This window comes from Gelidimonas denitrificans, assembly GCF_055694065.1.
In genome coordinates this window covers 2345447-2370085 of the sequence record NZ_CM146350.1, presented here as the reverse complement: position 1 = coordinate 2370085, position 24639 = coordinate 2345447, and the positions used below count along the sequence as shown (strand labels likewise).

Genomic DNA, 24639 nt, shown 5'->3' with positions numbered 1-24639 from the left:
GGCGCTCTGATTGTATGCGGAAATAAGGTCATTTTTGGCTATACTAGGACTGTGTAATCGCATCGCGACAAGCATAAAAAAACGGCAGAACGAATTAATTTCGTTCTGCCGTTTTTTTATTTCTGCTGCAACTCAAGGCGCACGGATATGGTCAACAAAGGCTAGCGTCTCTGGTTTGGGTGGCTGCGTCGCCAGGCTGGCGATAATCAGTGCCAGCATTCCGGCTGGCACGCCGAACACGCCGGCCGAGATCGGCGCGATATGGAACCATTGAGCGGCGCTGCTGCCGCCCAGAGCCGGATGCGTATGCACTATGTAATACACGCATACGGCAAAGCCGGTGACCATGCCGGCGATGGCGCCTTGCTGGTTGGCGCGCTTCCAGAACACGCCCAGCACCAGCGCGGGAAATAGCGCCGAAGCCGCCATTGAAAATGCGGCGCCCACCATCGACAGGATGTCGCCCGGTTTCAGCGATGCGGTATAGGCGGCCACCAGCGCCACCACCACCAGCAGCAGTTTGGAAATCGTCAGACGTTTTTGGGTTGATGCGCTCGGGTCCAGCACCTTGTAATAAATATCGTGCGACAGCGCGTTCGAGATGGTCAGCAACAAGCCGTCGGCAGTCGATAATGCCGCCGCCAGACCACCGGCCGCGATCAGGCCGGAAACTACATACGGCAGGCCGGCGATTTCCGGCGTGGCCAGCACGATGATGTCGCCGTCGATGGCGATCTCGGCCAGTTGCACGACGCCGTCATGGTTGATGTCGATGATCGAGATCAGCGGCGCGATCTTGTCGATGTTGGCCCAGTACGACACCCACGCCGGCAGCTTGGTGAAGGCGGTGCCCACCAGTGACGTATAGATTTCATACTTCACCAGCACCGCCAGCGCCGGGATGGTGATGTAGATCAGCATGATGAAAAACAGCGACCAGAACACCGAAGCCCGCGTTTCCTGCACCGATGGCGTGGTGTAGTAGCGCAGCAGGATGTGCGGCAAGGCGGCGGTTCCGACCATCAGGCAAAACACCAGTGCCAGGAAATTGTTGCGCTTGATGTCGGAGGCAGCCGCATCCTGGGCTGGAAAGGGCGTGCTGTGGTCGAGGATGGAGTCGGCCCGCGCCAGATTATGGCGCCGCGCCTGGCTCCAAAGGCTGTGGGCTTCTTCGCTGGTTTTTGGGTAACTCGATAATGCCCGCTCGGCGATCTTGATATCGATCAGGGTCGCGCCGTTTTTTTTCAGGCGATCGACCTGGCCTTGCAATACGGCGCGGCCTTGCTGCAGCGAGGCCGGCAGCGCCTCCATCTTCTGTGCGTAATCGGCGGCGACGCGCTTGAAGATGGTGCGCACTTGCTGTTCTTTCGGATCGCTTTCCAGCTTTTTTTCGGCCTGGCCGATTTTCGCCAATACCGCGCCGTAAGCGATTTGCGGCACTGGCACGCTAGTGTGCTTGGCCGATAGCCAGAACACCGGGATCATGTAGGCGGCAATCATGATGATGTATTGCGCAATCTGGGTCCAGGTGATGGCGCGCATGCCGCCCATGAACGAGCACACCAGAATGCTGGCCAGCCCGAGAAATATTCCGACCGAAAAATCGACCCCGGTAAAGCGCGATGTAATCAGGCCGACGCCGTAAATCTGCGCCACCACATAAGTAAACGAGACCAGAATGGTGGCAATCACCGCCAGCACCCGCACCGGGTTGCCGCCGTGGCGGCCGCTGTAGCGTGCCGCCAGGAAGTCTGGAATGGTGTACTGGCCGAATTTGCGCAGGTAAGGCGCGATCAGCAAGGCGACCAGGCAGTAACCGCCGGTCCAGCCGACGATATACGCCATGCCGTCGAAACCCTGCAGGTACAGGCCGCCGGCCAGGCTGATGAAACTGGCCGCCGACAGCCAGTCGGCAGCGGTCGCCATGCCGTTGAACATGGCCGGCACGCGTCGTCCGGCCACATAATATTCCGCCACGTCGGAGGTACGGCTCATGACGCCAATGCCAGCGTACAGCGCGATGGTGGCGAACAAAAACAGATAGCCGATCCAGGCCCGCGGCACACCTTCGAATTCCAGAATCGAGAGTGCGCCCAGGAACAGGATCAGACCCAGTGTGTACCAGGAATAATAGCGCCGGAGCTTTCGGTTGAAAGCCTTGTCCGCCATCAGTCTTCGCTCCTGCAGCGCAAGTCGAGGGTGCGCATGCGCCAGGCATAGATGCCTAGAATGACCACGTAAATTAACGGCACGCCCTGGGCGATCATGTAAAACGACACTGGCCAGCCGAACAGGGTGAGGGTGGACAGTTCCCGGGCGAAAAAAATACTACCGAAAGTGATGATCAGCCATGTCAGCAGCAGCACCGCTGTCAGGCGCTTGGTGGCGCGCCAGTGATTGGTGCGCTGTACGAATTGCCGGCTGGGGCGTGTCATATCAGCCCAGATTCTCGATCATGCCCATGGCAGGGCGCGGTCTCATGTGCAAAGTGATGCGAAACAGGCTGCCAGGAAATTTCGGATCGTTCTGATGCGGATTGTCGAAAATATCGATTACTGCATCGTGTTGCAGGGCGATCTCTCTGACAATCGCCAGGCCGAGTCCGCTGCCTTCAACATTACTGCCCAGGATGCGGTAAAAGCGCTCGAAAATATGGTTGCGGTCGATGGCCGGGATGCCCGGCCCGGTATCCTCGACTTCCAGAAACGCTTGCGCATTGTCTGCGTCGCTGCGCACTCGCACGGTGACGTAGCCTTGCGGCGGCGTATACCGCAGCGCATTGTCGATCAAATTATTGAGCAGTTCGCGCAGCATCAGCGGATTGCCACTGATCATGATCGGGTGCCCCGGCGACTCGAAACCCAGGTCGATGCGATAGGCAAAAGAGGTTTGCACCCAGTCCTGCACCGCATTGCGCGCCAGTTCAGATAATTCCAGCGGCTCGAACGGTTTGGCGGCCGGGGTCTGGTTTTCGGTGCGCGCCAGCGCCAGCAATTGGTTGACCAGGCGCGTGGCCGATTCCGAACTCTTCAATAATTGCAGCAGCGAACGGTGGATTTCATCCTGATCGGTCTGGCGCAGAGCCAGTTCGGATTGCATGCGCATGCCCGCCAGCGGCGTTTTCATCTGGTGCGCGGCATCGGCGATGAAGCGTTTCTGCATCTCGGTCGATTGCGATAGCCGCACCAGCATGTCATTAAAAGAATTTATGAGCGGCGAAATTTCTTCCGGCACCTGGCCCGAGTCGATCGGGCTCAAATCGTCCAGCCGCCGGTTGCGGATGCGTTGCTGCAGTTCCGCCAGCGGCAGCAAACCGCGCGACAGCGCCAGCCAGACCAGCGCCAGCGCGATTGGCAGAATGATGAACTGCGGCATGATCACGCCCTTGATGATTTCATTGGCAAGCTGGGCCCGTTTGTCCAGAGTTTCACCGACCTGCACCAGCGCCGTTGCCGTTTCTTTCGAGGCGGTTATATTAGATTGCGACTGCCAGCGGTACAAATCGACATAGGTGTAGGCGACCCGAATTTCTGTCCCGTGCATCGTGTCGTTGCGAAATGCGATGATGCCGGGCAGGGGTTTCTCCGCGTCCTGCGGCGCCGGCATCGGCATGTCGCGGTCGCCTTCGATGAACTCCGCATGCGGTCCCTGAACCTGGAAATACACGTAATCGATATCGTCGGCCCGCAACATGTCGCGCGAAGCGGCGCTGGTTTGGGTGACGACTTTGCCGTTCACCTGCTTGACTTGCTGCGCCAGCACCGCGACCCGGTCTTCCAGCGCATGATCAAAAGGCTGGTTGGCGATCGACTTGGTGACGATGTAAGTGATGGCGATGCTCATCGGCCACAGCAGCAATAAAGGCACCAGCATCCAGTCCAGGATTTCACCGAACAAGGAACGCTGGATCGGCTCAATCGGCTGCGTCGTTGGCGTAGCGGGCAATGAATGTGATGCAGTCGATGTGGCATCGGCGGCACTGGCGTCCACTTTTCTGGCGTCGCTCATAGCTAGCTCAGGACCGGATCATGATGGTGCTAACGCGGCGTGGGTGCAGCAGGGTTGCCGGCCGCGCCGGGAGTATTGGCGTTGGGCGTTTCAGGAAATTTTTCAAGGCAGTAGCCGATGCCGCGCACCGTTACGATGCGCACCCCGCCGATCTCGATTTTCTTGCGCAGGCGATGTACATAGACTTCAATCGCGTTATTGCTGACTTCCTCGCCCCATTCGCACAGATGATCCACCAGCTGATCCTTGGAAACCAGGCGTCCGGTGCGCTGCAGCAGCACTTCCAGCAAACCGAGTTCGCGCGCGGAAAGGTCAAGCATCTGCTCGTCGATGTAGGCAGTGCGGCCAACCTGGTCATAGGTCAGCGGGCCATGCTTGATGACGGTCGGGCCGCCGCCGGCGCCGCGTCGTGTGAGGGCGCGCACCCGAGCTTCCAGCTCGGACAGCGCGAACGGTTTGGCCATGTAATCGTCAGCCCCCAGATCGAGCCCTTTGACGCGCTGCTCGATCGAATCGGCGGCGGTCAGGATCAATACCGGCAAATGCGAATTGCGGGCGCGCAGACGCCGCAACACCTCCAGGCCCGGCATCTTGGGCAGGCCGAGATCCAGAATCAGCAGATCGAAATCCTGAGTGGACAAGGCAGAATCGGCTTCCAGACCGTTTTGCACGTAATCGGTCGCATAGCCGGCCTGACGCAAAGAACGGGTCAGACCATCGGCGAGCACACTATCGTCTTCCGCAAGCAAGATACGCATGGTTTTTAATAATTCATCAAAAAATAAGCAGGAACATGAACGAGTCGCAACGAAAAATGAACGCCTTGATGCTCGCAGGAATGACTTACAGTCTATTGCGTTTCAATCCCGGCAGCAAGGCGCAGCGGGCTTCCGGTTTCAAGTATGATTACCGGGATCGAAATTTACTTGCAATTTTCACTGTTTTTTTATACAGTACTATTTGTGACATAATTCAACTCGGTCATTACCGCGAATACTGTACGCTGCAACCGCGCCTTCACTGCTGAAAGAAACTTATGGACGATAAGAAAGCCGCTCCCGTTACGGACAAGAGCAAAGCCCTCGCTGCCGCGTTGGCTCAAATCGAGAAACAGTTTGGCAAGGGCTCGGTCATGCGCATGGAAGATGGCGCGGTGGTCGAAGAAGTGCAGGTGGTCTCCACCGGTTCGCTCGGCCTGGATATTGCACTGGGTGTCGGTGGCTTGCCACGCGGCCGCGTGGTCGAGATTTACGGACCAGAATCCTCCGGCAAAACCACGCTAACCCTGCAAGTCATTGCAGAAATGCAAAAGCTCGGCGGCACCTGTGCCTTTATCGATGCCGAGCATGCGCTGGATGTCGGCTATGCCAAGAAATTGGGCATTAACCTGTCAGATTTGCTGATTTCTCAGCCGGATACCGGTGAACAAGCACTTGAAATTACCGATGCGCTGGTGCGTTCCGGCAGCGTTGACCTGATCGTCATCGACTCGGTCGCCGCACTCACGCCGCGCGCTGAAATCGAAGGCGACATGGGCGATTCGCTGCCAGGCCTGCAGGCGCGACTGATGTCGCAGGCATTGCGCAAACTGACTGGCAGCATCAACCGCACCAATACGCTGGTGATCTTCATCAACCAGATTCGCATGAAGATCGGTGTCATGTTCGGCAACCCGGAAACCACGACCGGCGGCAATGCGCTGAAATTTTACGCATCGGTGCGACTGGATATTCGTCGCACTGGATCGATCAAGTCCGGCGATGAAGTCATCGGCAACGAAACTCGGGTCAAGGTCGTCAAGAACAAAATTGCCCCACCGTTCAGGGAAGCGCATTTCGACATTTTGTATGGGGAAGGCACTTCACGCGAAGGTGAAATACTCGATCTCGGTGCCGATGCCAAGATCGTTGAAAAGAGCGGTTCCTGGTATAGCTATAACGGCGAACGCATCGGACAGGGCAAGGATAATGCCCGCAGTTACCTGAAAGAGCGCCCCGAACTGTCGCGCGAAATCGAGAACAAGGTACGGGTATCGTTAGGCGTGCGGGAGTTGCCGCCGTTGGCATCGGATGCACAAGCCAAGCCAAAAGCCAAGGATAAGGGCAAGGACAAAGATAAGGACGCGGAATCAGCGCAACCAGCGCAACCAGCGCAACCTTAAGTGCTTATCTGTCAGGCCGTAGAGTAGGATTATCAGTAGGGGCGGGTTCAAAACCCGCCCCTACTCTCGTTGGGCTGATCAGTTTTGTAGGATGGGTGAAACCCATCATTTGCTGGCGATTGAAAAGTGATGGGTTTCACCCATCCTACGCGCTGGCTTTACCGATTTAAAATCATGGCCGCATTAAAAATCAGCCTGAAAGCGCGTGCGCTTAGATATCTGTCTATGCGAGAGCACAGCCGTGCGGAGTTGGGGCGCAAGCTCGCCCGTTACGCAGAAGAGTCTGATGATATCGAAGCTCTGCTGGATTTTCTGGAAGCGCAAAACTGGTTGTCGCAGACGCGTTTCTCCGAAGCCCTGGTCAGCCGGCGTGCGGCACGTTACGGCAACAGCCGCATCCTCGCTGAATTGCAGAGCCACGGCATTGGCGGCGAGGCACTGACCGGAATCAAGACGGAACTGGCAGCAGATGAGGTCGCGCGCGCCTGCGCAGTCTGGCGCAAAAAGTTCGGCACTCTTGCTACTGACGCCACCGAACGCGCCAAGCAGATGCGCTTCATGCAGCAGCGCGGTTTCTCCCACCGCGCCATCCAGGCCGCCATGCGCGGCGTTGTCGATTGCGACGATTAATCCGGGATTGCGGCGGGTGACTGGGAGTGCCGAGCGTCTGCTCGGCTTTTTCAAAAACAGCCCAGCAAACGGTCGGCGATTCCATCGGCGGACAACAATGTCCACGAAAGACACCAGAGAACAGATAGGATTCAGAGTCCATTGAGTTGTGGAGAAAAAAGGAGTATTGCCATTTTTATCGAATTTTTCGCATATATTCATTGCGCTAATAAAATATACTCAAGCTAATATTGAAAATTCGCCGAGCTTTCGATTGGCAACTAGGGCGGCTGGTCCGAAACACTTCATTCCCATCTTTCTCGTGCCTTTCGCGTTTTTAGCGGACCGTGCATAACAACACCAGTTATTGAACGGTTGTTTCGAGTGTCTTTCGCATTGTTTTTTTGATATTTATCAAATTTTATGCGACGAAAAAACAGTTAATGTCGAATTGATATTAATGTGGCGCATAGATTTACCCCCGACCGAAATGGAGACAACCATGACAAGTCGCACTTCCCGGTTTTTCCCACCCCTCAAAATTTTCAGCATGGTAGTTCTGGCACTGATGGTGCTGGCGGTCGGCTATGCGGCAGTAATTTCAATTAGCAACTGGAGTGGTATTAGCGTGTAAATCTGTCTGTCAGGCTGCTTGTGATTCGCCCTGGTTTCAATAAAAAAAAGGATGGCCGCGATGACTAAACGACAAGGACGGCTTTTTTTCATTCTTTGCACTGCCGCCACGGCCGTGCTATTCATCGTCATGACGGTTCACAGCCATACCCGCTTTAGTGAACTGACCCATGCAGAAAAAATTACACCTGCGGTAATCAGCGGCAAACACGTCTGGCACAACAACAACTGCATCAATTGCCATACCTTGCTGGGTGAGGGTGCATATTACGCGCCGGATCTGACCAAGATCACGCAGCAGCGCGGCGCACCTTATCTGCAGGCTTTCCTGAAAGATCCATCGAAATTCTATTCGGAGCAAAAGCATCGGCGGCTGATGCCGAATCCGAATCTGAGCACGGGGGACATCGACAATGTCATCGCTTTCCTCGACTGGGTTGGCCACATTGACAATCAGGGCTGGCCGCCTCGTCCTCTGATCGTATCCGGAGCAGCGATACCCGGCTCGGATGTCGGTCAGCCAGCCAAGGCAGTCGCCGCATCGTCGGAACCTGTTGCCAAGGGTGAAGCTTTGTTCAAATCTACGCCGCCTGCTTGCTTTGCTTGCCACTCGGTTTCTCCCGGGGTGAATCTGGCCGGGCCTTCGCTAGCTGGGTTGGGGGCGCATGCTGCCAAAGTCATTGCTTCGCCCGATTACAAGGGCAGCGCCAAAACTCCTGCCGACTATATTCGCGAATCGATCGCCAAACCCAGCGCGTATCTATTCCCCGGCCCGATGTATTCGGCCAACGGCCAGTCCTTCATGCCGAGCAGCTTCGCGACTGACCTCACACCAGAACAAATCGACACTCTCGTTGCTTATCTGGAAACTTTGAAATAGGAGCTGCCATGCGCTATCGCTCACAATCGGTTGCATATTGGTATTTTGCTGTCGCCATGTGCCTGTTCGGTTTGCAGCTGGTGTTTGGCTTGCTTGCCGCGTCAAAATACCTTGGCCCGGACCCGTTGTTGAATATTCTTTCATTCGACAAGGTCAAGGCGATTCACACCAATTTGTTGATCGTCTGGACCTTGACCGGCTTCATGGGAGCGACGTATTACGTGGTGCCGGAAGAATCGCGCGGTGAAATCTACAGTACCAAGATCGCGTATGTGCAGCTGGTGGCCTGGACGCTGATGGGCGTGACCGCCGTAGTTGGTTATATGTTCGGCTGGACTGCCGGCAACAAGTTGCTGGAGCAGCCGTTCCCGCTGAAAATCGTGATTGTGATTGTGATGTTGCTGTTCCTTTACAACATCCTGATGACGATCAGGCAGGCAGGGCGCTGGACCGTCACCGAAGGCGTGCTGGTAGCAGGTCTGGCGCTGGCGGCGTTGCTGTATCTGCCAGCCCTGGTGGAATACGACAATTACACGGTAGCCATTTTTTACCGCTGGTGGACCATCCATCTGTGGGTGGAAGGTGTGTGGGAAATGATTCAGGGCGGCTTGCTGGCGTATCTGCTGATACGCCTGTCCGGTGCCGATCGCGAAGTGATGGAGAAATGGCTATATGTCATCGTCGGCCTGGTTTTTTTGGCAGGGATCATCGGCACCGCCCACCATTATTATTGGATTGGCGTACCGCATTACTGGCTTCCGATTGGGGGTTTTTTCAGCGCGCTGGAACCGTTGGCATTGCTCGGGATGGCGATGTTTGCGTATTTTGCGATGCGCCGCTCGGGGCTGTCTCATCCTAATGCGCTGGCTGTGCACTGGACCATAGGCAGTGCGGTATTCACCGTGTTCGGCGCTGGTTTGCTCGGGCTGGCGCATACCTTGCCCGACGTCAACAAGTGGACCCACGGCACACTGGTGACGGCGATGCATGGCCACGGGGCGTTCTACGGCGGGTATGCAATGATTGTCTTGGCGATGATCGCTTATGCGCTGCCCAGCCTGACCAACAATCGCCGGGTGGAAGGCAGCAGTATCGGTTACTGGGCTTTCTGGCTGCAAATCGCCGGCATGTTCGGCATGGTGCTGTCGTTTGGTACCGCCGGTATCGGCCAGGTGTATCTGGAGCGCATTCTTGGCCTGGGTTACCTGGATACGCAACTCAAGTTGCAGGTGCACTTTTTGATGCTGATTACGACCGCCACGATGTTTACGCTTGGCGCAGGCCTGTTCATCTGGGATTTTTTCCGTAGCGCTCCAAAACTCAGCAGTGATGCGCTCAATGTGGTGCCGGCACCAGCGGCAATATAAGCGATGGAAGGCTTGGCAGAAGCAAGCTGCAGATTGGCCGATACGCGCCAGAGCTTGCTTTATTCTCAAACTCATCCTCAGCTCCAGCCTGCCAGTATTGAACCTTACTATCTGCCGCTGGGCGATGAAATCAGCGTATTTACGCAGTGTCATTTGCGTAGTTTGGCCGTGATGCTGAAAGGCCCCACCGGCTGCGGCAAAACCCGCTTCATCGAGCATATGGCTTGGCGTCTCAAGCGTCCTCTGGTGACGGTGTCATGTCACGATGATTTGTCGGCTGCCGATCTGGTTGGGCGTTTTTTAATTCGGGACAATGGCACCGTCTGGCAGGATGGGCCGCTGACGCGAGCGGTGCGATTGGGCGCGATCTGCTATCTCGATGAAGTGGTCGAGGCGCGTCAGGATGCGGTAGTCGTGATCCATCCGCTGACTGATTACCGCCGGATTTTGCCGATCGACAAGACCGGCGAGCATATCGAAGCTGCGCCCGGATTCCAGCTGGTGATTTCCTACAATCCGGGCTACCAGCATGTTTCCAAGGATTTGAAACCCAGCACGCGGCAGCGCTTCGTTGCGCTGGAATTCGATTTCCCGCCAGCGGAGCGCGAAGTCGACATCATCGTCCACGAAAGCGGCGCCGACCGCGCGATAGTGCACGATCTGGTCGCGCTGGCCGGCCGCATTCGCCATCTCGGCGACCGTGGTTTGGCTGAAGTGCCCAGCCCGCGCTTGCTGGTCGCCACCGCACGCCTGATCGCCAACGGCATTGCTCCGCGCCTGGCCTGTTATGTCGGCCTGGTATCGCCACTGTCAGACGATCCAGGCATGATTGCCGCGATGCGCGACCTGGTAGATGCGGTGTTGATCGATTGAGCAGCCGTAGGATGGGTACAACCCATCTTGTGAATTCAACATGCGATGGGTTGCACCCATCCTACTGCCATGGCTGAACCAGAAGAACTCATCATCAACGCGGCCCGCCATGCGACCGTATTCGTGTCGCGGTTATGGCAGCGAGGCGACCGCGATCAGTCTGATTCCCATACCTTGCTGCCTTATCGGCACCGGCTGGAACTGCTGTTGGCAGCCGCATACGGCCGTCATATCGGCTTGCGCGTGGCGCAATTGCCTGCGCCGCCCACTGCGCTAGCGCGACTGTTCAAGCGCACGGCTAGCCACTTGATCGAGCCGTATGCTCTGCCGGCCCATGACGGTACGCAAATTTTCCTTCCGCTGCGTTTGGCGCCTGGCAATCCGGCCGCATTGGCGACATTCCGCGCTCTCGCTTTGCAGCAAGCCGGACGCGTGCTACGGAGCACGATAGATTCCCATAGTGAAAATGTGCTGGTGCATGACCTGTTTTGTTTAAGCGAAGCCGCAGCAGTCGATCATGCGCTGGCCAGGGATTTCCCCGGCGTTGTGCCGGATTTACTAGCGCTGCGTCGCGCCACATTGTCAGAACGCCCGCGACCGGCGCTGCTCAATGCGCCGGAACGGGCAATTGAAGACCTGTATGTGCGCGTGCTGTGCGCATTTCCTGCGGCTATTCCGGCACCATTGGTGCTGGCATCTACGGCTGCCGATTCGCTGGCTTGGGCATGCGCTACGGAACAACAAATGGCAACTATCGATGCGCACTATCGCGGCATGCGCAAAGGTCTGTGGCTGGGTGCGACTGTGCCGGCGTCGGGGCAGCAACAATTGCAGCGCGGCAGCGAACCGGCAGCGGATGCAGCAACCAAGCCACAACGTCAGGCAAAGTTAGCGCGCCGGCCGGAAATACGCGAACCACGCGAGGATGAAGATGATTCGCAGGAACAGGGCATGTGGATGCTGCAGATGGACGATCCGCAGCAACATGTGGAAGACCCGATGGGTTTGCAGCGCCCGACCGATCGCGACGACAGCGCGGACCCGGGCGACCTGGCCGATTCTCTGTCCGAATTGGCCGAAGCGCGCCTGATCTCTACGCCGCGACCGGCGCCGGAAATCCTGGTTTGCGATGATGCGCTGGAGCGGCGTGCAATATTACATGCGCCTGCTGCTGAGGTCGCTGCGGGAATCGTGTATCCGGAATGGGATTGCCGCATCGGCGGTTACCATCGACAGGGCGCGATTGTGCGGCTCCAAGCGCCCGGTGAGGGCGACCCGGCTTGGGCCGAAGCGGTGCTGCAGAAACGCCATGCGCTCTTGCAACTGATTTTGCGCCGCTTCGAAGGTCTGCGCCCGCGCCGGGTGCGCCAAGGTCGCCAGCCAGATGGCGATGAGGTTGATATCGGTGCCTTTGTTAATGGTTACGCCGAACGGCGCGCTGGTTTGCCGCTGCAAGAGCGCTGGTATCAGTCGGCGCGGCCGGCGCGGCGCGATATCGCGATTGCCTTGCTAATCGATATCAGCGGCTCGACCGATGGCTGGGTGACGCAAGATCTGCGCATCATCGATGTCGAGAAAGAAGCGCTGTTGCTGGTCTATCGCGCGCTGGTGGTGCTGGGCGATCCGTTCTGCATCCAGGCATTTTCCGGTGAGGGCCCGCATAACGTGGCGCTGTGGCCGCTGAAAGGTTTTGACGAGAGCCCGAATACCGTGATCGAACGCCGTATCGCGGCGCTGGAACCGCAACGCTATACCCGCGCCGGGGCTGCCATTCGCCATATGACGGCTTTGCTCAATACGTGCCCGGCCCAGCACCGCTTGCTGATTTTGCTGTCCGATGGCAAGCCGAACGATGTCGATCATTACGAAGGCCGCTACGGCGTGGAAGACATGCGCCAGGCGGTGGCCGAAGCTACGCTGCAGACGATATATTCGTTTTGCCTGACGGTCGACCGCCAGGCGCCGCAGTATCTGGCCAGCGTGTTCGGACCCGGAAGGTACGCGGTGTTGCAACATCCCGAACGGCTACCCGTGGTGTTGGTGGATATACTCAGGAGCCTGATCAAGGCATGAGTTCCTTGCCTGCCAGAACGGCGCACAGGCTGGTCCATGCGCGGGTCTTATGCCGATAAAACTACGGTATTTTATGCAACGCAATATTCGACATGATAATAAGCATTATTCTGTAACACGGTCTCAATGTGCTACACTTTTCCGCTTATTGCAGTGCCGCATGAGCGGCTGCTATCGTGCAAATCCGTAGAAGCTGCGGTAACGACGCAATTGCGGCTTGATTAATTTTGCCGATTATTTCGGCATTGGTTCCTATGCCCCTTTCACCACCCGCTGTACCGCGCGTCCGCAAGCACACGCGCGCAATTCATATTGAAGCGTTTGCACGCGAAGATGGCCTATGGGACATCGACGCCTGCATTACCGATGTCAAGACCCGCGACACCCCGCTCGCTTCCGGCGTGCGCCCGGCCAATACGCCCATACATGAGCTTTGGCTGCGCCTGACGATTGACGTCAAGTTCAATATCGTCGCAGCCGAAGCGGTCTCCGACGCCGTGCCTTATCCCGGCTATTGCAACACGATTGGCCCCGATTATCAGAAAATGGTCGGATTGAATCTGCTGTCCGGTTTTCGGCATCAGCTTAAGCAACTGCTATCAGGCACGCACGGCTGCACCCATCTGACGGAACTGGCGCAGATTTTGCCGACTGCCGCGATCCAGGCGTTTGCCGGCGAGGTGCTCGATACTCGCGATGGCGATGGTGCCGACCCGCAAAGCCAAAAACCATTTCAACTCGACCGCTGCCATGCATTACGTACCGATGGTGCGGCGGTCGCGAAATACTATCCACGCTGGGCCTGCACCTCGCCAGCAGATATCCCAGGCAATCCAGCCAGTTAGTTTTATCCATAGTTTTTATCCATACCTAAGCGTCTGAAGGGAACCTCGCATGAAAATCCATGAGTATCAGGGCAAAGAAATTCTCCGCAAGTTCGGAGTCACGGTTCCGCGCGGTATTCCGTGCAATTCCGTAGATGAAGCAGTTAAAGCAGCCGAAACCCTTGGTGGTCCGGTGTGGGTCGTCAAGGCGCAAATCCATGCCGGCGGTCGCGGCAAGGGCGGCGGCGTAAAAGTCGCTAAAACGCTGGAACAAGTACGCGAATACGCCAACCAAATCCTCGGCATGCAACTGGTCACGCATCAAACTGGCCCAGAAGGCCAGAAAGTACGCCGCCTGCTGATCGAAGAAGGCGCCGACATCCAGAAAGAACTGTACGTCAGCATGGTGACCGATCGTGTCAGCCAGCGCGTGGTTCTGATGGCTTCCAGCGAAGGCGGGATGGACATCGAAGAAGTGGCCGCAAGCCGCCCGGAACTGATCTTTCAAGTCGCAATCGACCCTACCGTCGGCCTGACAGACGCTGAAGCGGATGATATCGCCACCAAGATCGGCGTACCTGCAGCTTCGCTTGTTGACGCCCGCACACAGTTGCAAGGTTTGTACAAAGCTTACTGGGAAACCGACTCTTCACTGGCCGAAATCAATCCATTGATTTTGACCGGCTCCGGTAAGGTCATCGCGCTTGACGCCAAGTTCAATTTCGACGACAGCGCGCTGTTCCGTCAACCTGAAATCGTCGCTTACCGCGATCTGGACGAAGAAGATCCAGCTGAAGTCGAAGCATCCAAATTTGACCTGGCCTACATCTCGCTCGACGGCAACATCGGTTGCCTGGTCAACGGTGCCGGTCTGGCGATGGCTACCATGGATACGATCAAATTGTTCGGTGGCGAACCAGCCAACTTCCTCGACGTCGGCGGTGGTGCGACAGCTGAGAAAGTAACCGAAGCCTTCAAGATTATGCTGAAAAATCCAAGCTTGAAAGCCATCATGGTCAACATCTTCGGCGGCATCATGCGCTGCGATGTGATCGCTGAGGGCGTGATCGCGGCCGCTAAAGCGGTGTCGCTCAACGTGCCATTGGTAGTGCGCATGAAGGGCACCAACGAAGACATCGGCAAGAAAATGCTGGCCGAATCCGGCCTGCCGATCCTCGCCGCCGACACGATGGAAGATGCAGCCAAGCAAGCCGTCGCTGCCGCCAACGCTTAAACATCGCACAAGGAACCCAAATGTCGATCCTGATCAATAAAGATACAAAAGTCATCACCCAAGGCATTACCGGCAAGACCGGCCAGTTCCACACCCGTGGCTGCCGCGATTACGCCAATGGCAAGAATTGCTTCGTAGCTGGCGTGCATCCGAAAAAAGCCGGCGAAGATTTCGAAGGCATCCCGATTTTTGGCAGCGTGTCCGACGCCAAAGCCGCTACCGGCGCGACAGTCTCCGTCATCTACGTACCGCCGGCAGGCGCAGCGGCAGCGATCTGGGAAGCGGTTGAAGCCGAACTCGATCTGGCCATCTGCATCACCGAAGGCATCCCGGTGCGCGACATGATGATCCTGAAAGACCGCATGGCAAAAGCCAACAGCAAAACGCTGCTGCTGGGCCCAAACTGCCCAGGTCTGATCACGCCGGACGAAATCAAGATCGGCATCATGCCAGGCCACATCCACAAGAAAGGCCGCATCGGCGTGGTGTCGCGCTCCGGCACGCTGACCTATGAGGCAGTCGGTCAACTGACCGCACTGGGCTTAGGTCAATCGTCGGCAGTCGGCATCGGCGGCGATCCGATCAATGGTCTGAAACACATCGACATCATGAAGATGTTCAATGACGATCCTGATACCGATGCGGTCATCATGATTGGCGAAATCGGCGGCCCGGACGAAGCCAACGCGGCTTACTGGATCAAGGAAAACATGAAGAAGCCAGTCGTGGTCTTCATCGCCGGCGTGACAGCACCTGCCGGCAAGCGCATGGGCCACGCCGGTGCGTTGATCTCCGGTGGCGCCGACACCGCGCAAGCCAAGCTCGACATCATGGAAGCCTGCGGCATCAAAACCACCAAAAACCCGTCGGAAATGGCGCGTTTGCTCAAGGCAATGCTGTAATTCATAGTTGCTGGAAGTAACGGAAATACCAACGGGAAGCTGCGGCTTCCCGTTCTGTTTTGGCTTTGCAAACAACGCAGTAAGACGCGACGCTATTGACACCCGATCGCCGCTTGGAAGATTATTGCTTCTAGCGCTTCTTAACTAACTGTTCCGATGACACCTGTACCAGCCCGCAGCAACCTCGAATTCGCCGCTTTGACCGATATCGGCCAGGTGCGCCGCCACAATGAAGACGCGGTCGCCATCAGTGAAGCCTGCGGCTTCGCGCTGCTGGCTGACGGCATGGGCGGGCATCTGGCCGGCGAAGTGGCCAGCGGCATGGCCGTGGCCATCATCCAACAGGCGCTGGAAGGCATTCTGCTGAACAACGCAAACACTGCACCGGACGAAGTGCGGCAGCATCTGCACGGCTGGATGCGGGATGCAATCGGTCTGGCCAACGCCCGCATCCTGCAGGCCGCCCACAGCCAAATCGGTTGCCGCGGCATGGGCACCACGCTGGTGCTGGCGCTGCAGTATGAAAACACGCTGTACGCCGCCCACGTCGGCGATTCGCGCTTGTACCGGCTGCGCGGGCGCACGCTGCAACAGCTGACCCGCGACCATTCGCTGCTGCAGGAGCGAATCACGGCCGGCCTGATTACGCCCGGGCAGGCGGCGCTGTCCAAAAACCGCAACATCATCACTCGTGCGCTGGGCGTCGATCCGCTGCTCGAAGCCGAACTGCACGACCACGATTTTCAACCTGGCGACATTGCGCTGTTATGTTCGGATGGCTTGACCGAAATGGTGCCGGACCAACAGATCGCCGGCCTGCTGGATGCCAACCGGTCCAACTTGCCGCACGCTTGCGCGCAACTGGTCGCCTGCGCCAATGCGCATGGCGGGCAGGATAATGTCTCGGTAGTTTTGATGAAGGCACGCGACAATCACGGCTACGCCCCATAATGGGCTACTAGGAATCAGATAGATCGCAGGAGAAACAGCATGGCCAAAATCATTCTCATGGCAGACGGCGCGGTATTGCAGGAAATGACGCTCTCGAAAGAGCGCATCACCATCGGACGCCGGCCCAGCAACGATATCGTCATCGACAACCTCGCCATCAGCGGCCAGCACGCCGTCATTACCACCATACAGGACGACTCCTTCCTCGAAGACCTGGGCAGCACCAATGGCACTCAGGTCAACGGCCAGCCGGTCAAAAAGCATTTCCTGCAAAATGGCGACGTCATCGAACTGGCCAGATACCGCATCAAATACCAGACCCAGGTCCAAGCGCAGCAGCGCGACAGCAGCGCAGCCAATCACTCCGATGCCAGCGACGCCGTCAACACCCTAACGCAAGTCATACCAGACGCACAAAACACGCAGGTCTACAACCCGTCTGAAACGCACGACGACGGCACCCGCCCAGCCAGCATTAAAATCATCAGCGGCACCAGCAGCGGCAAAGAAATGCACATCACCAAGGCGCTCACCACCATCGGCCGCCCCGGCATCCAGGTTGCCGTCATCACCCGCAGCCCGCAAGGCTACGCAATTACCCACATCGAAGGCGACCACCGGCCGACTGTCAACGGTCAAACCATAGGCGCCACAGCCCAAGCGCTGCAGGATGGCGACGTGCTCGACATTGCAGGGACCCAGATGCGGTTGATTCTCGGCTAATGTAATGCAAAATAAATACAATGCCGTGTATTTAAATTAATCGCTTTAAAGATATGCGCGAAATCACATATTTAATGGCATACCCCATGTTTATTTTATATGCGCCGGCCTCGCAACGCGCAGCGCAGCCAGCCAAAACCCGTGAAGCCTGCTTCGGGTGCTGTGACAATCTGACAATCCGTGCCGGGGCTGACAATTTTTGTCAGCCGGCGACAATAATATTCCTGTCGTGCACACTTTTTAAGCAGAAACCGCTGTAATCAGCCGCCTTTTGCGCTGGCACAACATTTGCTGATAGGTAAGCATGGCAGACCGACTGCCAGCATTGCTAACCACAGAGAGAAATAAAATGAAATCGATGAAAATGATGAAGAGCGCACAACGCGGTTTTACGCTGATCGAATTGATGATCGTTGTTGCGATTATCGGTATTTTGGCGGCGGTGGCTTTGCCTGCTTATAGTGACTATACGACTAAGGCTAAATTTTCTTCTATACCGACAGAGATTGATTCAGTGAAACTAGCAATTACAGAATGTCTGTCTTTGAATGCTGGTTCAAATGCTGCTTGTGATACGGCTACGGAACTTAATATTACTTTGCCGCCCTCATCAGCCAATCACGATGCTGTGACTATTACAGCAACTACAGCTGCAATTAACGCTACGGCAACCGCAACTGCAGGTGGTTCCACATTCGTCCTCACCCCAGCGATGACGGTAGGGGACTCAGTTGTAACCTGGACTCAATCTGGTACTTGTACCGCGAAGACGTCGACATCACCTAAGACTTGCTAGCCCACATAGCTCGCGTAGGGCGTAATAAGCGAAGCGCATTGCGCCGCATGGCCGGCAACACACAGAAACACCCGATTCGTCGGGTGTTTTTTCGTCTGCACCGATGCTTGCGCGAAATCACCGCAACACAGCTTGTTTGATTATGTGCCGCAACGCTGACGGCGCTTGTGGTTTGCGCATTCGGCGCAATGCGCTGCGCTTATTACGCCCTACCTAAACCTACGCCTCCGCCTTACCTAAGCCTACGCCGTCACCCAATTTTCCGACTTCCGCCATGCTTTTCCAGCACCCTTCATCCGTCATAATCTCGCGATCGAACGCCTTGCTGTCGTAAATAGTCAACAGCCCGACCGGGACTGCGCTTTGTCGCGCATCTTTTGCAAGATGTGATTGACTTTTTAGCTGATATTTATTAACAGCGCGTGCTATTTTACGCGATTTGTATTGCGAGTTATCAAAAGACTCATTGTTACAATTGTTCACAATTGGGTTACTTCAACCCCTAGTGAGAGAGTAAGAGGAGCCAGTATGAATATTCAAAATCTACCTGACCAAATTCAATACGCCCCTGATAACTTGTTGGCATCGGTCATCGGAAAACTCAATCTGAAAAACGACGCCGCTCTGTCACGTGCGCTGGAGGTGGCGCCGCCGATGATCAGCAAGATTCGCCACCGCAGGATACCGGTTGGTGCGTCACTGTTAATTCGGATGCATGAGGTTACCAATTTGAGCATCGCGGATCTGCGTTTGTTGATGGGCGACAGGCGCAACAAGTTTCGTATAAGCGACAAGCAGTTCAAGCCGCGTGACGCCCAGATCGGATAGCCTCGTGCTATGCCGATAAAATAAAATCCGGCTTGGGGCGTGAATGCCCCGGTTTTTTTAATACTGGGGCGTTTGTGCGCGATGCGCAGATCGCGGCGTGCGCAATAGCTATGCCTATGACCGGCCTGAATTCACTGCCGCACACCTGCCAGAGAACTGAAAAATGCATCTTTGCGGCTGTCCGGCTGCACTTCCCGGGTGATTGCGATGTAAGCTTCGGCTGTTAAAATATGAGCCCAAGTTCAAGCATTCCCAGGAAAAAACATGATTAAAGTCGGTATCGTCGGCGGTACGGGCTACACGGGCGTCGAGTTGTTGCGCCTGTTAGCGACGCACCCGGAAGTGCAGCTCACCGCCATTACTTCACGCAAGGAAAACGGCTTGCCGGTGGCGGACATGTATCCGTCGTTGCGCGGGCGCGTGTCGCTGGCGTTTTCGACGCCGGAAACAGCGCCTTTGAGCGAGTGCGATGTGGTGTTCTTCGCCACTCCGCACGGCGTCGCCATGGCGCAGACACCAGCGTTGCTGGATGCGGGTGTCAAGGTGATCGATCTGGCGGCCGATTTCCGGCTGCAGGATACCGCGCAATTCGAAAAATGGTATGGCATGCCGCATAGCTGCCCCGGCTTGCTGGCTGAAGCCGCTTATGGCTTGCCGGAACTGCACCGTGCGGCGATTGCGCGCGCGCGTATTGTCGGCAACCCCGGCTGTTATCCGACTACCATGCAACTCGGTTTTTATCCGTTGCTGAAGGCTGGCGTGGTCGATGCGTCGCACCTGATCGCCGATTGCAAATCCGGCGTCTCGGGCGCGGGCCGCAAGGCGGAAATCGGTTTCTTGTTCGCCGAAGCTAGCGACAACTTCAAGGCGTATGGCATTTCGGGCCATCGTCACAAGCCGGAAACGGTGGAGCAATTGCAGCGCATGACCACGGAAAAAGTCGGCTTGCTGTTTTCGCCGCATCTGGTGCCGATGATACGCGGCATGCATTCGACCCTGTACGCCCGCCTGACCAAAGAAATCGACAATCAAGCGCTGCAAGCGTTGTTCGAGGATGCCTACCGGGATGAGCCGTTCGTCGATGTGATGCCGTTCGGCAGCCATCCGGAAACTCGCTCCACCCGCGCTTCCAATATGCTGCGTCTGGCGCTGCACCGGCCCGACGGCGGCGATATGGTGGTGGTGCTGGTGGTGCAGGATAATCTGGTCAAGGGCGCATCCGGGCAAGCGGTGCAATGCATGAATCTGATGTTCAATGTGGCCGAGACGACGGGTTTGCTGCATGTGCCGGTATTGCCCTGAATTGATGCTTGAGGTGAGTGATTGATACAGCAATCCGGATCGCGTCCAGTTGAAGCGTAAGTTACGATCTCGGCGGCTGTCGGTGTCGGCCTCGAAGATGACCATCAAGCGTCAACTGCACTGGTCGTTGAAAACCCTGATTGCCGCAGTCGCAATCGGTCTGGCCGGCGTCATGGCCTTGCTGGCTTACGATCTGGGGCGCAGCTTCACCGGCTTTGATCCCGGTGCGTCGCGGCAGCGCATTGCCGAGCTGGAGCAACAAGTCCGGCAGTTGTCCAGCGAGCGCGAGCGCTTGTCGGCAATTGCCGATGCGGCCGATTCAAGCTTGAATATTGAGCGTTCGGCACAGCAGCAACTGGCGTTGCAGGTGAAGAATCTGAGCGCTGCCAATGCGCAGATGAAGGAAGACCTGGCTTTTTTCGAGAGTCTGCTGCCCACCGCAACGGGTCCGGCCGACATCAGCATTCGTCGCTTGACACTCGAAATGGCGCAGCCCGGTCAATTACGTTACCGCTTGCTGGCAATGCAGGGCGGCCGCGCTGTGCGTGATTTTTCAGGCACTTTGCAGTTGGCGGTGACGCTGTCGCTGGCGGGAAAGGAGTTAGTGCTGCTTTACCCGGAACAAAAATCGGCGCAAGCTGCCAAATTCAAGCTGCAATTCAAGCATTATCAGCGCATCGACGGGGTGCTGAAGTTGCCTGCCGGCGCAGTGGTAAAAACAGTCGAGGCGCGGGTGCTGGAGCAGGGCAAGATCTTGGCCCATCAGTCTGCCAATTTATAAAGGAAATGCAGGATGTTCAAACGTAAGCCCAGTAATACTATCGATTGCCTGATCGGCGTAACGACCACCATCGAGGGCGATATCCATTTTAAGGGCGGTTTGCGCATCGACGGCAAGATCAACGGCGACGTGATTGCGGAGCCCGGCCAGACCAGCATGCTGGTGGTTTCCGAGCTGGCCAGAATCACCGGCGAGGTGCGCGGCGCGCATCTGGTGATCAACGGCGAGATTATCGGCGCGGTGCATTCCACCGAGCTGCTTGAATTGCAGCCGAAAGCCCGCATAACTGGCGATGTGTTTTACAAAACCCTGGAAATGCATGGCGGCGCGCTGGTCGCCGGCAGACTGACGCACGGGCAACCGGCAGCAGAGTCAGTAGAGCAGCTAGCAGAAGAGCCAATACTTAAGCTTGCCGCGTCCAAAGCATGAGTTGCGGTGAACGTCTATAATCGCCTTATATTATTCCTTAGTAGGAGCTTGAAATGAATGCTGTTACCGAAATGCCTGCGCCGATAATTTTCACCGACAGCGCCGCACAAAAAGTCGCTGATCTGATAGCCGAAGAAGGCAATCCCGATCTGAAGCTGCGCGTATTCGTGCAGGGCGGCGGCTGCTCTGGCTTCCAGTACGGCTTCACTTTCGACGAAGTCGTCAATGAAGACGACACCACGATGTCCAAGAACGGGGTGCAGTTGCTGATCGATTCGATGAGCTACCAGTATCTGGTCGGGGCCGAGATCGATTATAAGGATGATCTGGAAGGTGCCCAGTTCGTGATCAAGAATCCGGGCGCCAGCAGCACCTGCGGTTGCGGTTCTTCGTTTTCTGCCTGAGTCTCTGCGCAGAACGCAAAAAGGACGCTTTCGCGTCCTTTTTTAATGTCCGAACGGTTTTTTATATTTTACGAATATCATGGGGTATAGCTTTAAACGCTGCTTTTTATGCATATAAATACTGCGTGTTATGAAAAAACATATGGCAGTACATATTCAAACACAATTGTTTCAGCGCGGGTAAAGCGCGCCCAGCACGCGCAATCCTTTGGCGCCGGTGACGGCTGGCAGGTTGCCGGGCTGGCGTTGCAGGAAGCGTTGCGCCAGCCATGCGAAAGCCAGCGCTTCGACTTGATTGGGCGCTACGCCAAGCGCCTCGGTTGACAGCACACGCGCGCTTTGTCCGCGCGCCCGCAATGCGGCGCTCAGTTGCGCCGCCAGTTGCGCATTGTAGGCGCCGCCGCCGCACAGATAGACTGCCGCCGCGCCATCGGCGTAGCGCGCAATGGCGTCGGCCAGAGAGTGGGCGGTGAACGCGGTCAGGGTCGCTTGCACGTCTGCCGCCGCCAAAGTAGGGAAAGCCTGCAGTTTGTCATCCAGCCATGCCAGATGGAACAGGTCGCGCCCGGTGCTCTTGGGCGGCGGCGCTGCCAGATACGGTTCCTGCAGCAGCACTTGCAATAGCCCGGCAATCACCGTGCCGCTGGCGGCCCAGGCGCCGTCGGCATCAAAAGGCAAACTCCGGTGGCGCGCGATCCATGCGTCGAGCAGCATATTCCCCGGACCGGTATCGAAGCCGGTAACGCGACCGCCGGCATTGCCACTATTGTCGAGTATGCTGATGTTGCTGATGCCGCCGATATTGGCCACCACCCGGATCTCGCCGGCCTGGCCGAATGCGGCTTGATGAAAGGCCGGCACCAGCGGTGCGCCCTGGCCGCCGGCTGCGATGTCGCGGCTGCGAAAATCGGCAATCACGTCGATTCCGGTCAATTCGGCCAGCAGGGCCGGATTGTTGGTCTGGCGGGTAAAGCCCAGTTCGGGTCGGTGCCGGATGGTTTGTCCATGCACGCCGATCGCATTAATCTTGCCAGCGCTGTTGCCGGCGCTGTCCAGCAATTGTTGCACGCAGGCTGCGTAATGGTGTGCCAGCGCATTGGCGCTGTGCGCTTCGCGCTCGATTTCGTTGTGGCCCGCCTTTTGCAGGGCCAGCAATTCGGCCCGCAGCGCATCCGGAAACGGGATGTAAGCGTTGGCGATGGAACGGATCTGGCCGTTGTTACTGTTGCCATCAGCCGCGAAAGCGGCGAGTACGCCGTCCACGCCATCCAGGCTGGTGCCGGACATGAGGCCAATGGTCAGACTGTCGGGGTAGGGTTTGGGCATAAGGGGAGGGCGCATTTTGGGCTGATATCTAAAAAAAACGGTGACTGAAGCACTTCAGTCACCGTTTGTTGTCGCTGCGTGCAGGCATTAATCCCTGCCGTGATCATCACATCAATCGATGGACGCCAGTTTGACTGGGTTTTCCTGCTGCTGCATCAAAGCGAAGCGATGCATGATGTCGCCGGTAACGTTGCGGAATTGCCGCAGCTGTGCCGTCGTCATCGGTTGCGCATTCGGCACATCGACCGACATCGGATTGATCGCTACATTGTTGACGCGGAATTCGTAATGCAAATGCGGTCCGGTAGCCCAGCCGGTGGAGCCGACATAACCGATCACCTCGCCCTGGCTGACCTTGCTGCCTTTGCGCATGCCGGGTGCCAAGCGGCTCATGTGGGCGTAAGCGGTAGAATAATTGTTCCAGTGCTTGATGACGATGAAGTTGCCATAGCCGTTTTGAGTGCCGGCGAAATCGAGCACGCCATCGCCCGAGGCGCGAATCGGGGTGCCGCTCGACGCGGCGAAATCGACGCCTTTGTGCTGCTTCCACTGGCCCAGAATCGGGTGTTTGCGCATCGAGAAGACCGATGAGATGCGAGAAAATGCGAGCGGAGATTTAAGAAAAGCTTTTTTCAGCGACTTGCCGTCGAAGCCGTAATAACCGCCGCCTTGCTTGCTGCCCGGTTCCTGGAACCAGACCGACTGGTAGGTGCTGCCATTGTTGACGAATTCGCCCGCCAGCACACGGCCGGTGCGCACGAAGTCACCGTTTTGCCAGAAAGTTTCATAGACCACATTGAAGCGGTCGCCCTTGCGCAAGTCGGAGGTAAAGTCGATATTGGTCGAGAACATGTCGACCATCTGGGTTGCGATAGTGTCCGGGATGTCGGCACCGTCGGTGGCGGCAAAGAGCGATGAATTGATCAGGCCGGAGCGCATTTCAACCCGCATCTGGATGGCAGCGGTTTCTTCCACAGCCTTGAAGTTGTCGCCATTGCGCGCGATCACCAGGTTCTTGACCGGGTTGTCGCTGCCGCTGACGACGGTGGTGCGCAACCATTGCAGGCTGCCGTCACCATTGGTTTGCGCCTGCACGCTTTTGCCGGAGCGCAATTGCATCACGCTGCGTGCGGTGCTGTCGGACTTGATGAAATTCTCCGCTGCCGCATCGTTGATCCCGAGCCGTTCCAGCAAAGTCGCCAGCGTATCGCCAGTACGGACTTTTTCTTCACGCATGTAATATTGGGGGGAGGCTTGTTCGAGCGCCGCGATTTGCTGGGACAGGTTGGGCAGCGTTATTTGCTGTTCGATCAAACTGACCGGTAGGTCGGAGGCGTCCGGTGCGAGCGGCGCGACGCCGATTGCGCCGAATGCGCATGCTGCCAGAAATAGACCGGTGGCCGAGATGATCCGGGTCTTGCGGGAGGTGCCCAGCAACAGCTTGCCGGTCGAGCCGAGGCTCAGGTATTTATGATTTGGTTGCATCTAATCAGTTAAAATTTGTCGGGTTGGTGTGAATTTGGTGTGAATGCGGT

The 24639-nt window shown here is 56.9% G+C and carries 25 protein-coding genes; 18 read left to right on the top strand and 7 right to left on the bottom strand.

What is annotated here, in order from left to right; all coding sequences use genetic code 11:
- Positions 1–132: 132 nt before the first annotated feature.
- From FKCLFG_RS11030 to FKCLFG_RS11015, 4 genes are read right to left on the bottom strand one after another with little or no spacing between them, the layout of a single operon-like run.
- Positions 133–2169 carry a sodium:solute symporter family protein gene (locus FKCLFG_RS11030; protein WP_472613139.1) on the bottom strand — a complete coding sequence of 679 codons (2037 nt, stop codon included), beginning with the start codon at positions 2167–2169 and terminating at the stop codon, positions 133–135.
- A complete protein-coding gene (locus FKCLFG_RS11025; RefSeq protein WP_472613138.1) occupies positions 2169–2435 on the bottom strand; it encodes a DUF4212 domain-containing protein in 267 nt (88 codons plus the stop codon). Before FKCLFG_RS11025 ends, FKCLFG_RS11030 begins: the two co-directional genes overlap by 1 nt.
- Before the next feature lies 1 nt (position 2436).
- Entirely contained in the window at positions 2437–4008 is a 1572-nt protein-coding gene (locus FKCLFG_RS11020) for a sensor histidine kinase N-terminal domain-containing protein (protein ID WP_472613137.1), read from the bottom strand.
- A 29-nt stretch (positions 4009–4037) separates the two neighbouring features.
- Entirely contained in the window at positions 4038–4766 is a 729-nt protein-coding gene (locus FKCLFG_RS11015) for a response regulator (protein WP_472613136.1), read from the bottom strand.
- A 278-nt stretch (positions 4767–5044) separates the two neighbouring features.
- On the opposite strand from FKCLFG_RS11015, the gene recA reads away from it, so the two are divergent.
- The 13 genes from recA to FKCLFG_RS10950 all read left to right on the top strand — a co-directional run bounded on the left by recA (position 5045) and on the right by FKCLFG_RS10950 (position 18034).
- A complete protein-coding gene (gene recA / locus FKCLFG_RS11010) occupies positions 5045–6169 on the top strand; it encodes a recombinase RecA (RefSeq protein ID WP_472613135.1) in 1125 nt (374 codons plus the stop codon).
- 174 nt (positions 6170–6343) lie between these two features.
- Positions 6344–6799, top strand: a complete 456-nt coding sequence (gene recX / locus FKCLFG_RS11005) for a recombination regulator RecX (RefSeq protein ID WP_472613134.1) — start codon at positions 6344–6346, stop codon at positions 6797–6799.
- A 481-nt stretch (positions 6800–7280) separates the two neighbouring features.
- Positions 7281–7412: a hypothetical protein gene (locus FKCLFG_RS11000; RefSeq protein ID WP_472613133.1), complete on the top strand. Its 132-nt coding sequence runs from the start codon at positions 7281–7283 to the stop codon at positions 7410–7412.
- A gap of 60 nt (positions 7413–7472) precedes the next feature.
- Positions 7473–8291, top strand: a complete 819-nt coding sequence (locus FKCLFG_RS10995) for a c-type cytochrome (protein ID WP_472613132.1) — start codon at positions 7473–7475, stop codon at positions 8289–8291.
- An 8-nt stretch (positions 8292–8299) separates the two neighbouring features.
- Positions 8300–9658 (top strand): cbb3-type cytochrome c oxidase subunit I, encoded by a 1359-nt coding sequence (locus FKCLFG_RS10990; RefSeq protein WP_472613131.1) that lies wholly within the window; start codon positions 8300–8302, stop codon positions 9656–9658.
- Between the two features lie 3 nt (positions 9659–9661).
- The gene (locus tag FKCLFG_RS10985) at positions 9662–10531 is read left to right on the top strand and encodes an AAA family ATPase (RefSeq protein WP_472613130.1); all 870 of its coding nucleotides are present in this window, start codon (positions 9662–9664) and stop codon (positions 10529–10531) included.
- A 69-nt stretch (positions 10532–10600) separates the two neighbouring features.
- Complete coding sequence (locus tag FKCLFG_RS10980) at positions 10601–12604, top strand: nitric oxide reductase activation protein NorD (RefSeq protein WP_472613129.1); 2004 nt, start codon at positions 10601–10603, stop codon at positions 12602–12604.
- Positions 12605–12858: 254 nt separating this feature from the next.
- Positions 12859–13449, top strand: coding sequence for a DUF2889 domain-containing protein (locus FKCLFG_RS10975; RefSeq protein ID WP_472613128.1), 591 nt, complete (start codon positions 12859–12861; stop codon positions 13447–13449).
- Between the two features lie 49 nt (positions 13450–13498).
- Positions 13499–14662, top strand: coding sequence for an ADP-forming succinate--CoA ligase subunit beta (gene sucC, locus FKCLFG_RS10970; RefSeq protein ID WP_472613127.1), 1164 nt, complete (start codon positions 13499–13501; stop codon positions 14660–14662).
- Between the two features lie 20 nt (positions 14663–14682).
- Positions 14683–15564 (top strand): succinate--CoA ligase subunit alpha, encoded by an 882-nt coding sequence (sucD, locus tag FKCLFG_RS10965; protein ID WP_472613126.1) that lies wholly within the window; start codon positions 14683–14685, stop codon positions 15562–15564.
- A 156-nt stretch (positions 15565–15720) separates the two neighbouring features.
- Complete coding sequence (locus tag FKCLFG_RS10960) at positions 15721–16515, top strand: Stp1/IreP family PP2C-type Ser/Thr phosphatase (protein ID WP_472613125.1); 795 nt, start codon at positions 15721–15723, stop codon at positions 16513–16515.
- A 39-nt stretch (positions 16516–16554) separates the two neighbouring features.
- On the top strand, positions 16555–17238 hold the full coding sequence (locus FKCLFG_RS10955; RefSeq protein ID WP_472613124.1) for an FHA domain-containing protein: 684 nt from the start codon (positions 16555–16557) through the stop codon (positions 17236–17238).
- A 349-nt stretch (positions 17239–17587) separates the two neighbouring features.
- On the top strand, positions 17588–18034 hold the full coding sequence (locus FKCLFG_RS10950) for a pilin (RefSeq protein ID WP_472613123.1): 447 nt from the start codon (positions 17588–17590) through the stop codon (positions 18032–18034).
- 219 nt (positions 18035–18253) lie between these two features.
- Here FKCLFG_RS10950 and FKCLFG_RS10945 read toward each other — a convergent pair whose 3' ends face one another.
- Positions 18254–18517, bottom strand: coding sequence for a hypothetical protein (locus FKCLFG_RS10945; RefSeq protein WP_472613122.1), 264 nt, complete (start codon positions 18515–18517; stop codon positions 18254–18256).
- 45 nt (positions 18518–18562) lie between these two features.
- Here FKCLFG_RS10945 and FKCLFG_RS10940 point away from each other — a divergent pair, with 45 nt between their 5' ends.
- The 5 genes from FKCLFG_RS10940 to erpA all read left to right on the top strand — a co-directional run bounded on the left by FKCLFG_RS10940 (position 18563) and on the right by erpA (position 21778).
- On the top strand, positions 18563–18862 hold the full coding sequence (locus FKCLFG_RS10940; RefSeq protein WP_472613121.1) for a hypothetical protein: 300 nt from the start codon (positions 18563–18565) through the stop codon (positions 18860–18862).
- A 264-nt stretch (positions 18863–19126) separates the two neighbouring features.
- Complete coding sequence (gene argC, locus FKCLFG_RS10935; RefSeq protein ID WP_472613120.1) at positions 19127–20164, top strand: N-acetyl-gamma-glutamyl-phosphate reductase; 1038 nt, start codon at positions 19127–19129, stop codon at positions 20162–20164.
- Between the two features lie 97 nt (positions 20165–20261).
- Positions 20262–20945 carry a DUF6776 family protein gene (locus FKCLFG_RS10930; RefSeq protein ID WP_472613119.1) on the top strand — a complete coding sequence of 228 codons (684 nt, stop codon included), beginning with the start codon at positions 20262–20264 and terminating at the stop codon, positions 20943–20945.
- Between the two features lie 12 nt (positions 20946–20957).
- Complete coding sequence (locus tag FKCLFG_RS10925; RefSeq protein ID WP_472613118.1) at positions 20958–21374, top strand: bactofilin family protein; 417 nt, start codon at positions 20958–20960, stop codon at positions 21372–21374.
- 53 nt (positions 21375–21427) lie between these two features.
- Positions 21428–21778, top strand: coding sequence for an iron-sulfur cluster insertion protein ErpA (gene erpA / locus FKCLFG_RS10920; RefSeq protein WP_472613117.1), 351 nt, complete (start codon positions 21428–21430; stop codon positions 21776–21778).
- A gap of 171 nt (positions 21779–21949) precedes the next feature.
- On the opposite strand, the gene FKCLFG_RS10915 is transcribed toward erpA, so the two are convergent.
- Positions 21950–23119 (bottom strand): anhydro-N-acetylmuramic acid kinase, encoded by a 1170-nt coding sequence (locus tag FKCLFG_RS10915; RefSeq protein WP_472613116.1) that lies wholly within the window; start codon positions 23117–23119, stop codon positions 21950–21952.
- A 96-nt stretch (positions 23120–23215) separates the two neighbouring features.
- On the bottom strand, positions 23216–24589 hold the full coding sequence (locus FKCLFG_RS10910; protein WP_472613115.1) for a peptidoglycan DD-metalloendopeptidase family protein: 1374 nt from the start codon (positions 24587–24589) through the stop codon (positions 23216–23218).
- Positions 24590–24639: the final 50 nt, after the last annotated feature.

What these genes read in the sequence shown, in the direction of transcription:
- FKCLFG_RS11030 (WP_472613139.1), bottom strand. Translation starts at nt 2,169, where the DNA reads ATGGCGGACAAGGCTTTCAACCGAAAGCTCCGGCGCTATTATTCCTGG.
- FKCLFG_RS11025 (WP_472613138.1), bottom strand. Translation starts at nt 2,435, where the DNA reads ATGACACGCCCCAGCCGGCAATTCGTACAGCGCACCAATCACTGGCGC.
- FKCLFG_RS11020 (WP_472613137.1), bottom strand. Translation starts at nt 4,008, where the DNA reads ATGAGCGACGCCAGAAAAGTGGACGCCAGTGCCGCCGATGCCACATCG.
- FKCLFG_RS11015 (WP_472613136.1), bottom strand. Translation starts at nt 4,766, where the DNA reads ATGCGTATCTTGCTTGCGGAAGACGATAGTGTGCTCGCCGATGGTCTG.
- recA (WP_472613135.1), top strand. Translation starts at nt 5,045, where the DNA reads ATGGACGATAAGAAAGCCGCTCCCGTTACGGACAAGAGCAAAGCCCTC.
- recX (WP_472613134.1), top strand. Translation starts at nt 6,344, where the DNA reads ATGGCCGCATTAAAAATCAGCCTGAAAGCGCGTGCGCTTAGATATCTG.
- FKCLFG_RS11000 (WP_472613133.1), top strand. Translation starts at nt 7,281, where the DNA reads ATGACAAGTCGCACTTCCCGGTTTTTCCCACCCCTCAAAATTTTCAGC.
- FKCLFG_RS10995 (WP_472613132.1), top strand. Translation starts at nt 7,473, where the DNA reads ATGACTAAACGACAAGGACGGCTTTTTTTCATTCTTTGCACTGCCGCC.
- FKCLFG_RS10990 (WP_472613131.1), top strand. Translation starts at nt 8,300, where the DNA reads ATGCGCTATCGCTCACAATCGGTTGCATATTGGTATTTTGCTGTCGCC.
- FKCLFG_RS10985 (WP_472613130.1), top strand. Translation starts at nt 9,662, where the DNA reads ATGGAAGGCTTGGCAGAAGCAAGCTGCAGATTGGCCGATACGCGCCAG.
- FKCLFG_RS10980 (WP_472613129.1), top strand. Translation starts at nt 10,601, where the DNA reads ATGGCTGAACCAGAAGAACTCATCATCAACGCGGCCCGCCATGCGACC.
- FKCLFG_RS10975 (WP_472613128.1), top strand. Translation starts at nt 12,859, where the DNA reads ATGCCCCTTTCACCACCCGCTGTACCGCGCGTCCGCAAGCACACGCGC.
- sucC (WP_472613127.1), top strand. Translation starts at nt 13,499, where the DNA reads ATGAAAATCCATGAGTATCAGGGCAAAGAAATTCTCCGCAAGTTCGGA.
- sucD (WP_472613126.1), top strand. Translation starts at nt 14,683, where the DNA reads ATGTCGATCCTGATCAATAAAGATACAAAAGTCATCACCCAAGGCATT.
- FKCLFG_RS10960 (WP_472613125.1), top strand. Translation starts at nt 15,721, where the DNA reads ATGACACCTGTACCAGCCCGCAGCAACCTCGAATTCGCCGCTTTGACC.
- FKCLFG_RS10955 (WP_472613124.1), top strand. Translation starts at nt 16,555, where the DNA reads ATGGCCAAAATCATTCTCATGGCAGACGGCGCGGTATTGCAGGAAATG.
- FKCLFG_RS10950 (WP_472613123.1), top strand. Translation starts at nt 17,588, where the DNA reads ATGAAATCGATGAAAATGATGAAGAGCGCACAACGCGGTTTTACGCTG.
- FKCLFG_RS10940 (WP_472613121.1), top strand. Translation starts at nt 18,563, where the DNA reads ATGAATATTCAAAATCTACCTGACCAAATTCAATACGCCCCTGATAAC.
- argC (WP_472613120.1), top strand. Translation starts at nt 19,127, where the DNA reads ATGATTAAAGTCGGTATCGTCGGCGGTACGGGCTACACGGGCGTCGAG.
- FKCLFG_RS10930 (WP_472613119.1), top strand. Translation starts at nt 20,262, where the DNA reads ATGACCATCAAGCGTCAACTGCACTGGTCGTTGAAAACCCTGATTGCC.
- FKCLFG_RS10925 (WP_472613118.1), top strand. Translation starts at nt 20,958, where the DNA reads ATGTTCAAACGTAAGCCCAGTAATACTATCGATTGCCTGATCGGCGTA.
- erpA (WP_472613117.1), top strand. Translation starts at nt 21,428, where the DNA reads ATGAATGCTGTTACCGAAATGCCTGCGCCGATAATTTTCACCGACAGC.
- FKCLFG_RS10915 (WP_472613116.1), bottom strand. Translation starts at nt 23,119, where the DNA reads ATGCGCCCTCCCCTTATGCCCAAACCCTACCCCGACAGTCTGACCATT.
- FKCLFG_RS10910 (WP_472613115.1), bottom strand. Translation starts at nt 24,589, where the DNA reads ATGCAACCAAATCATAAATACCTGAGCCTCGGCTCGACCGGCAAGCTG.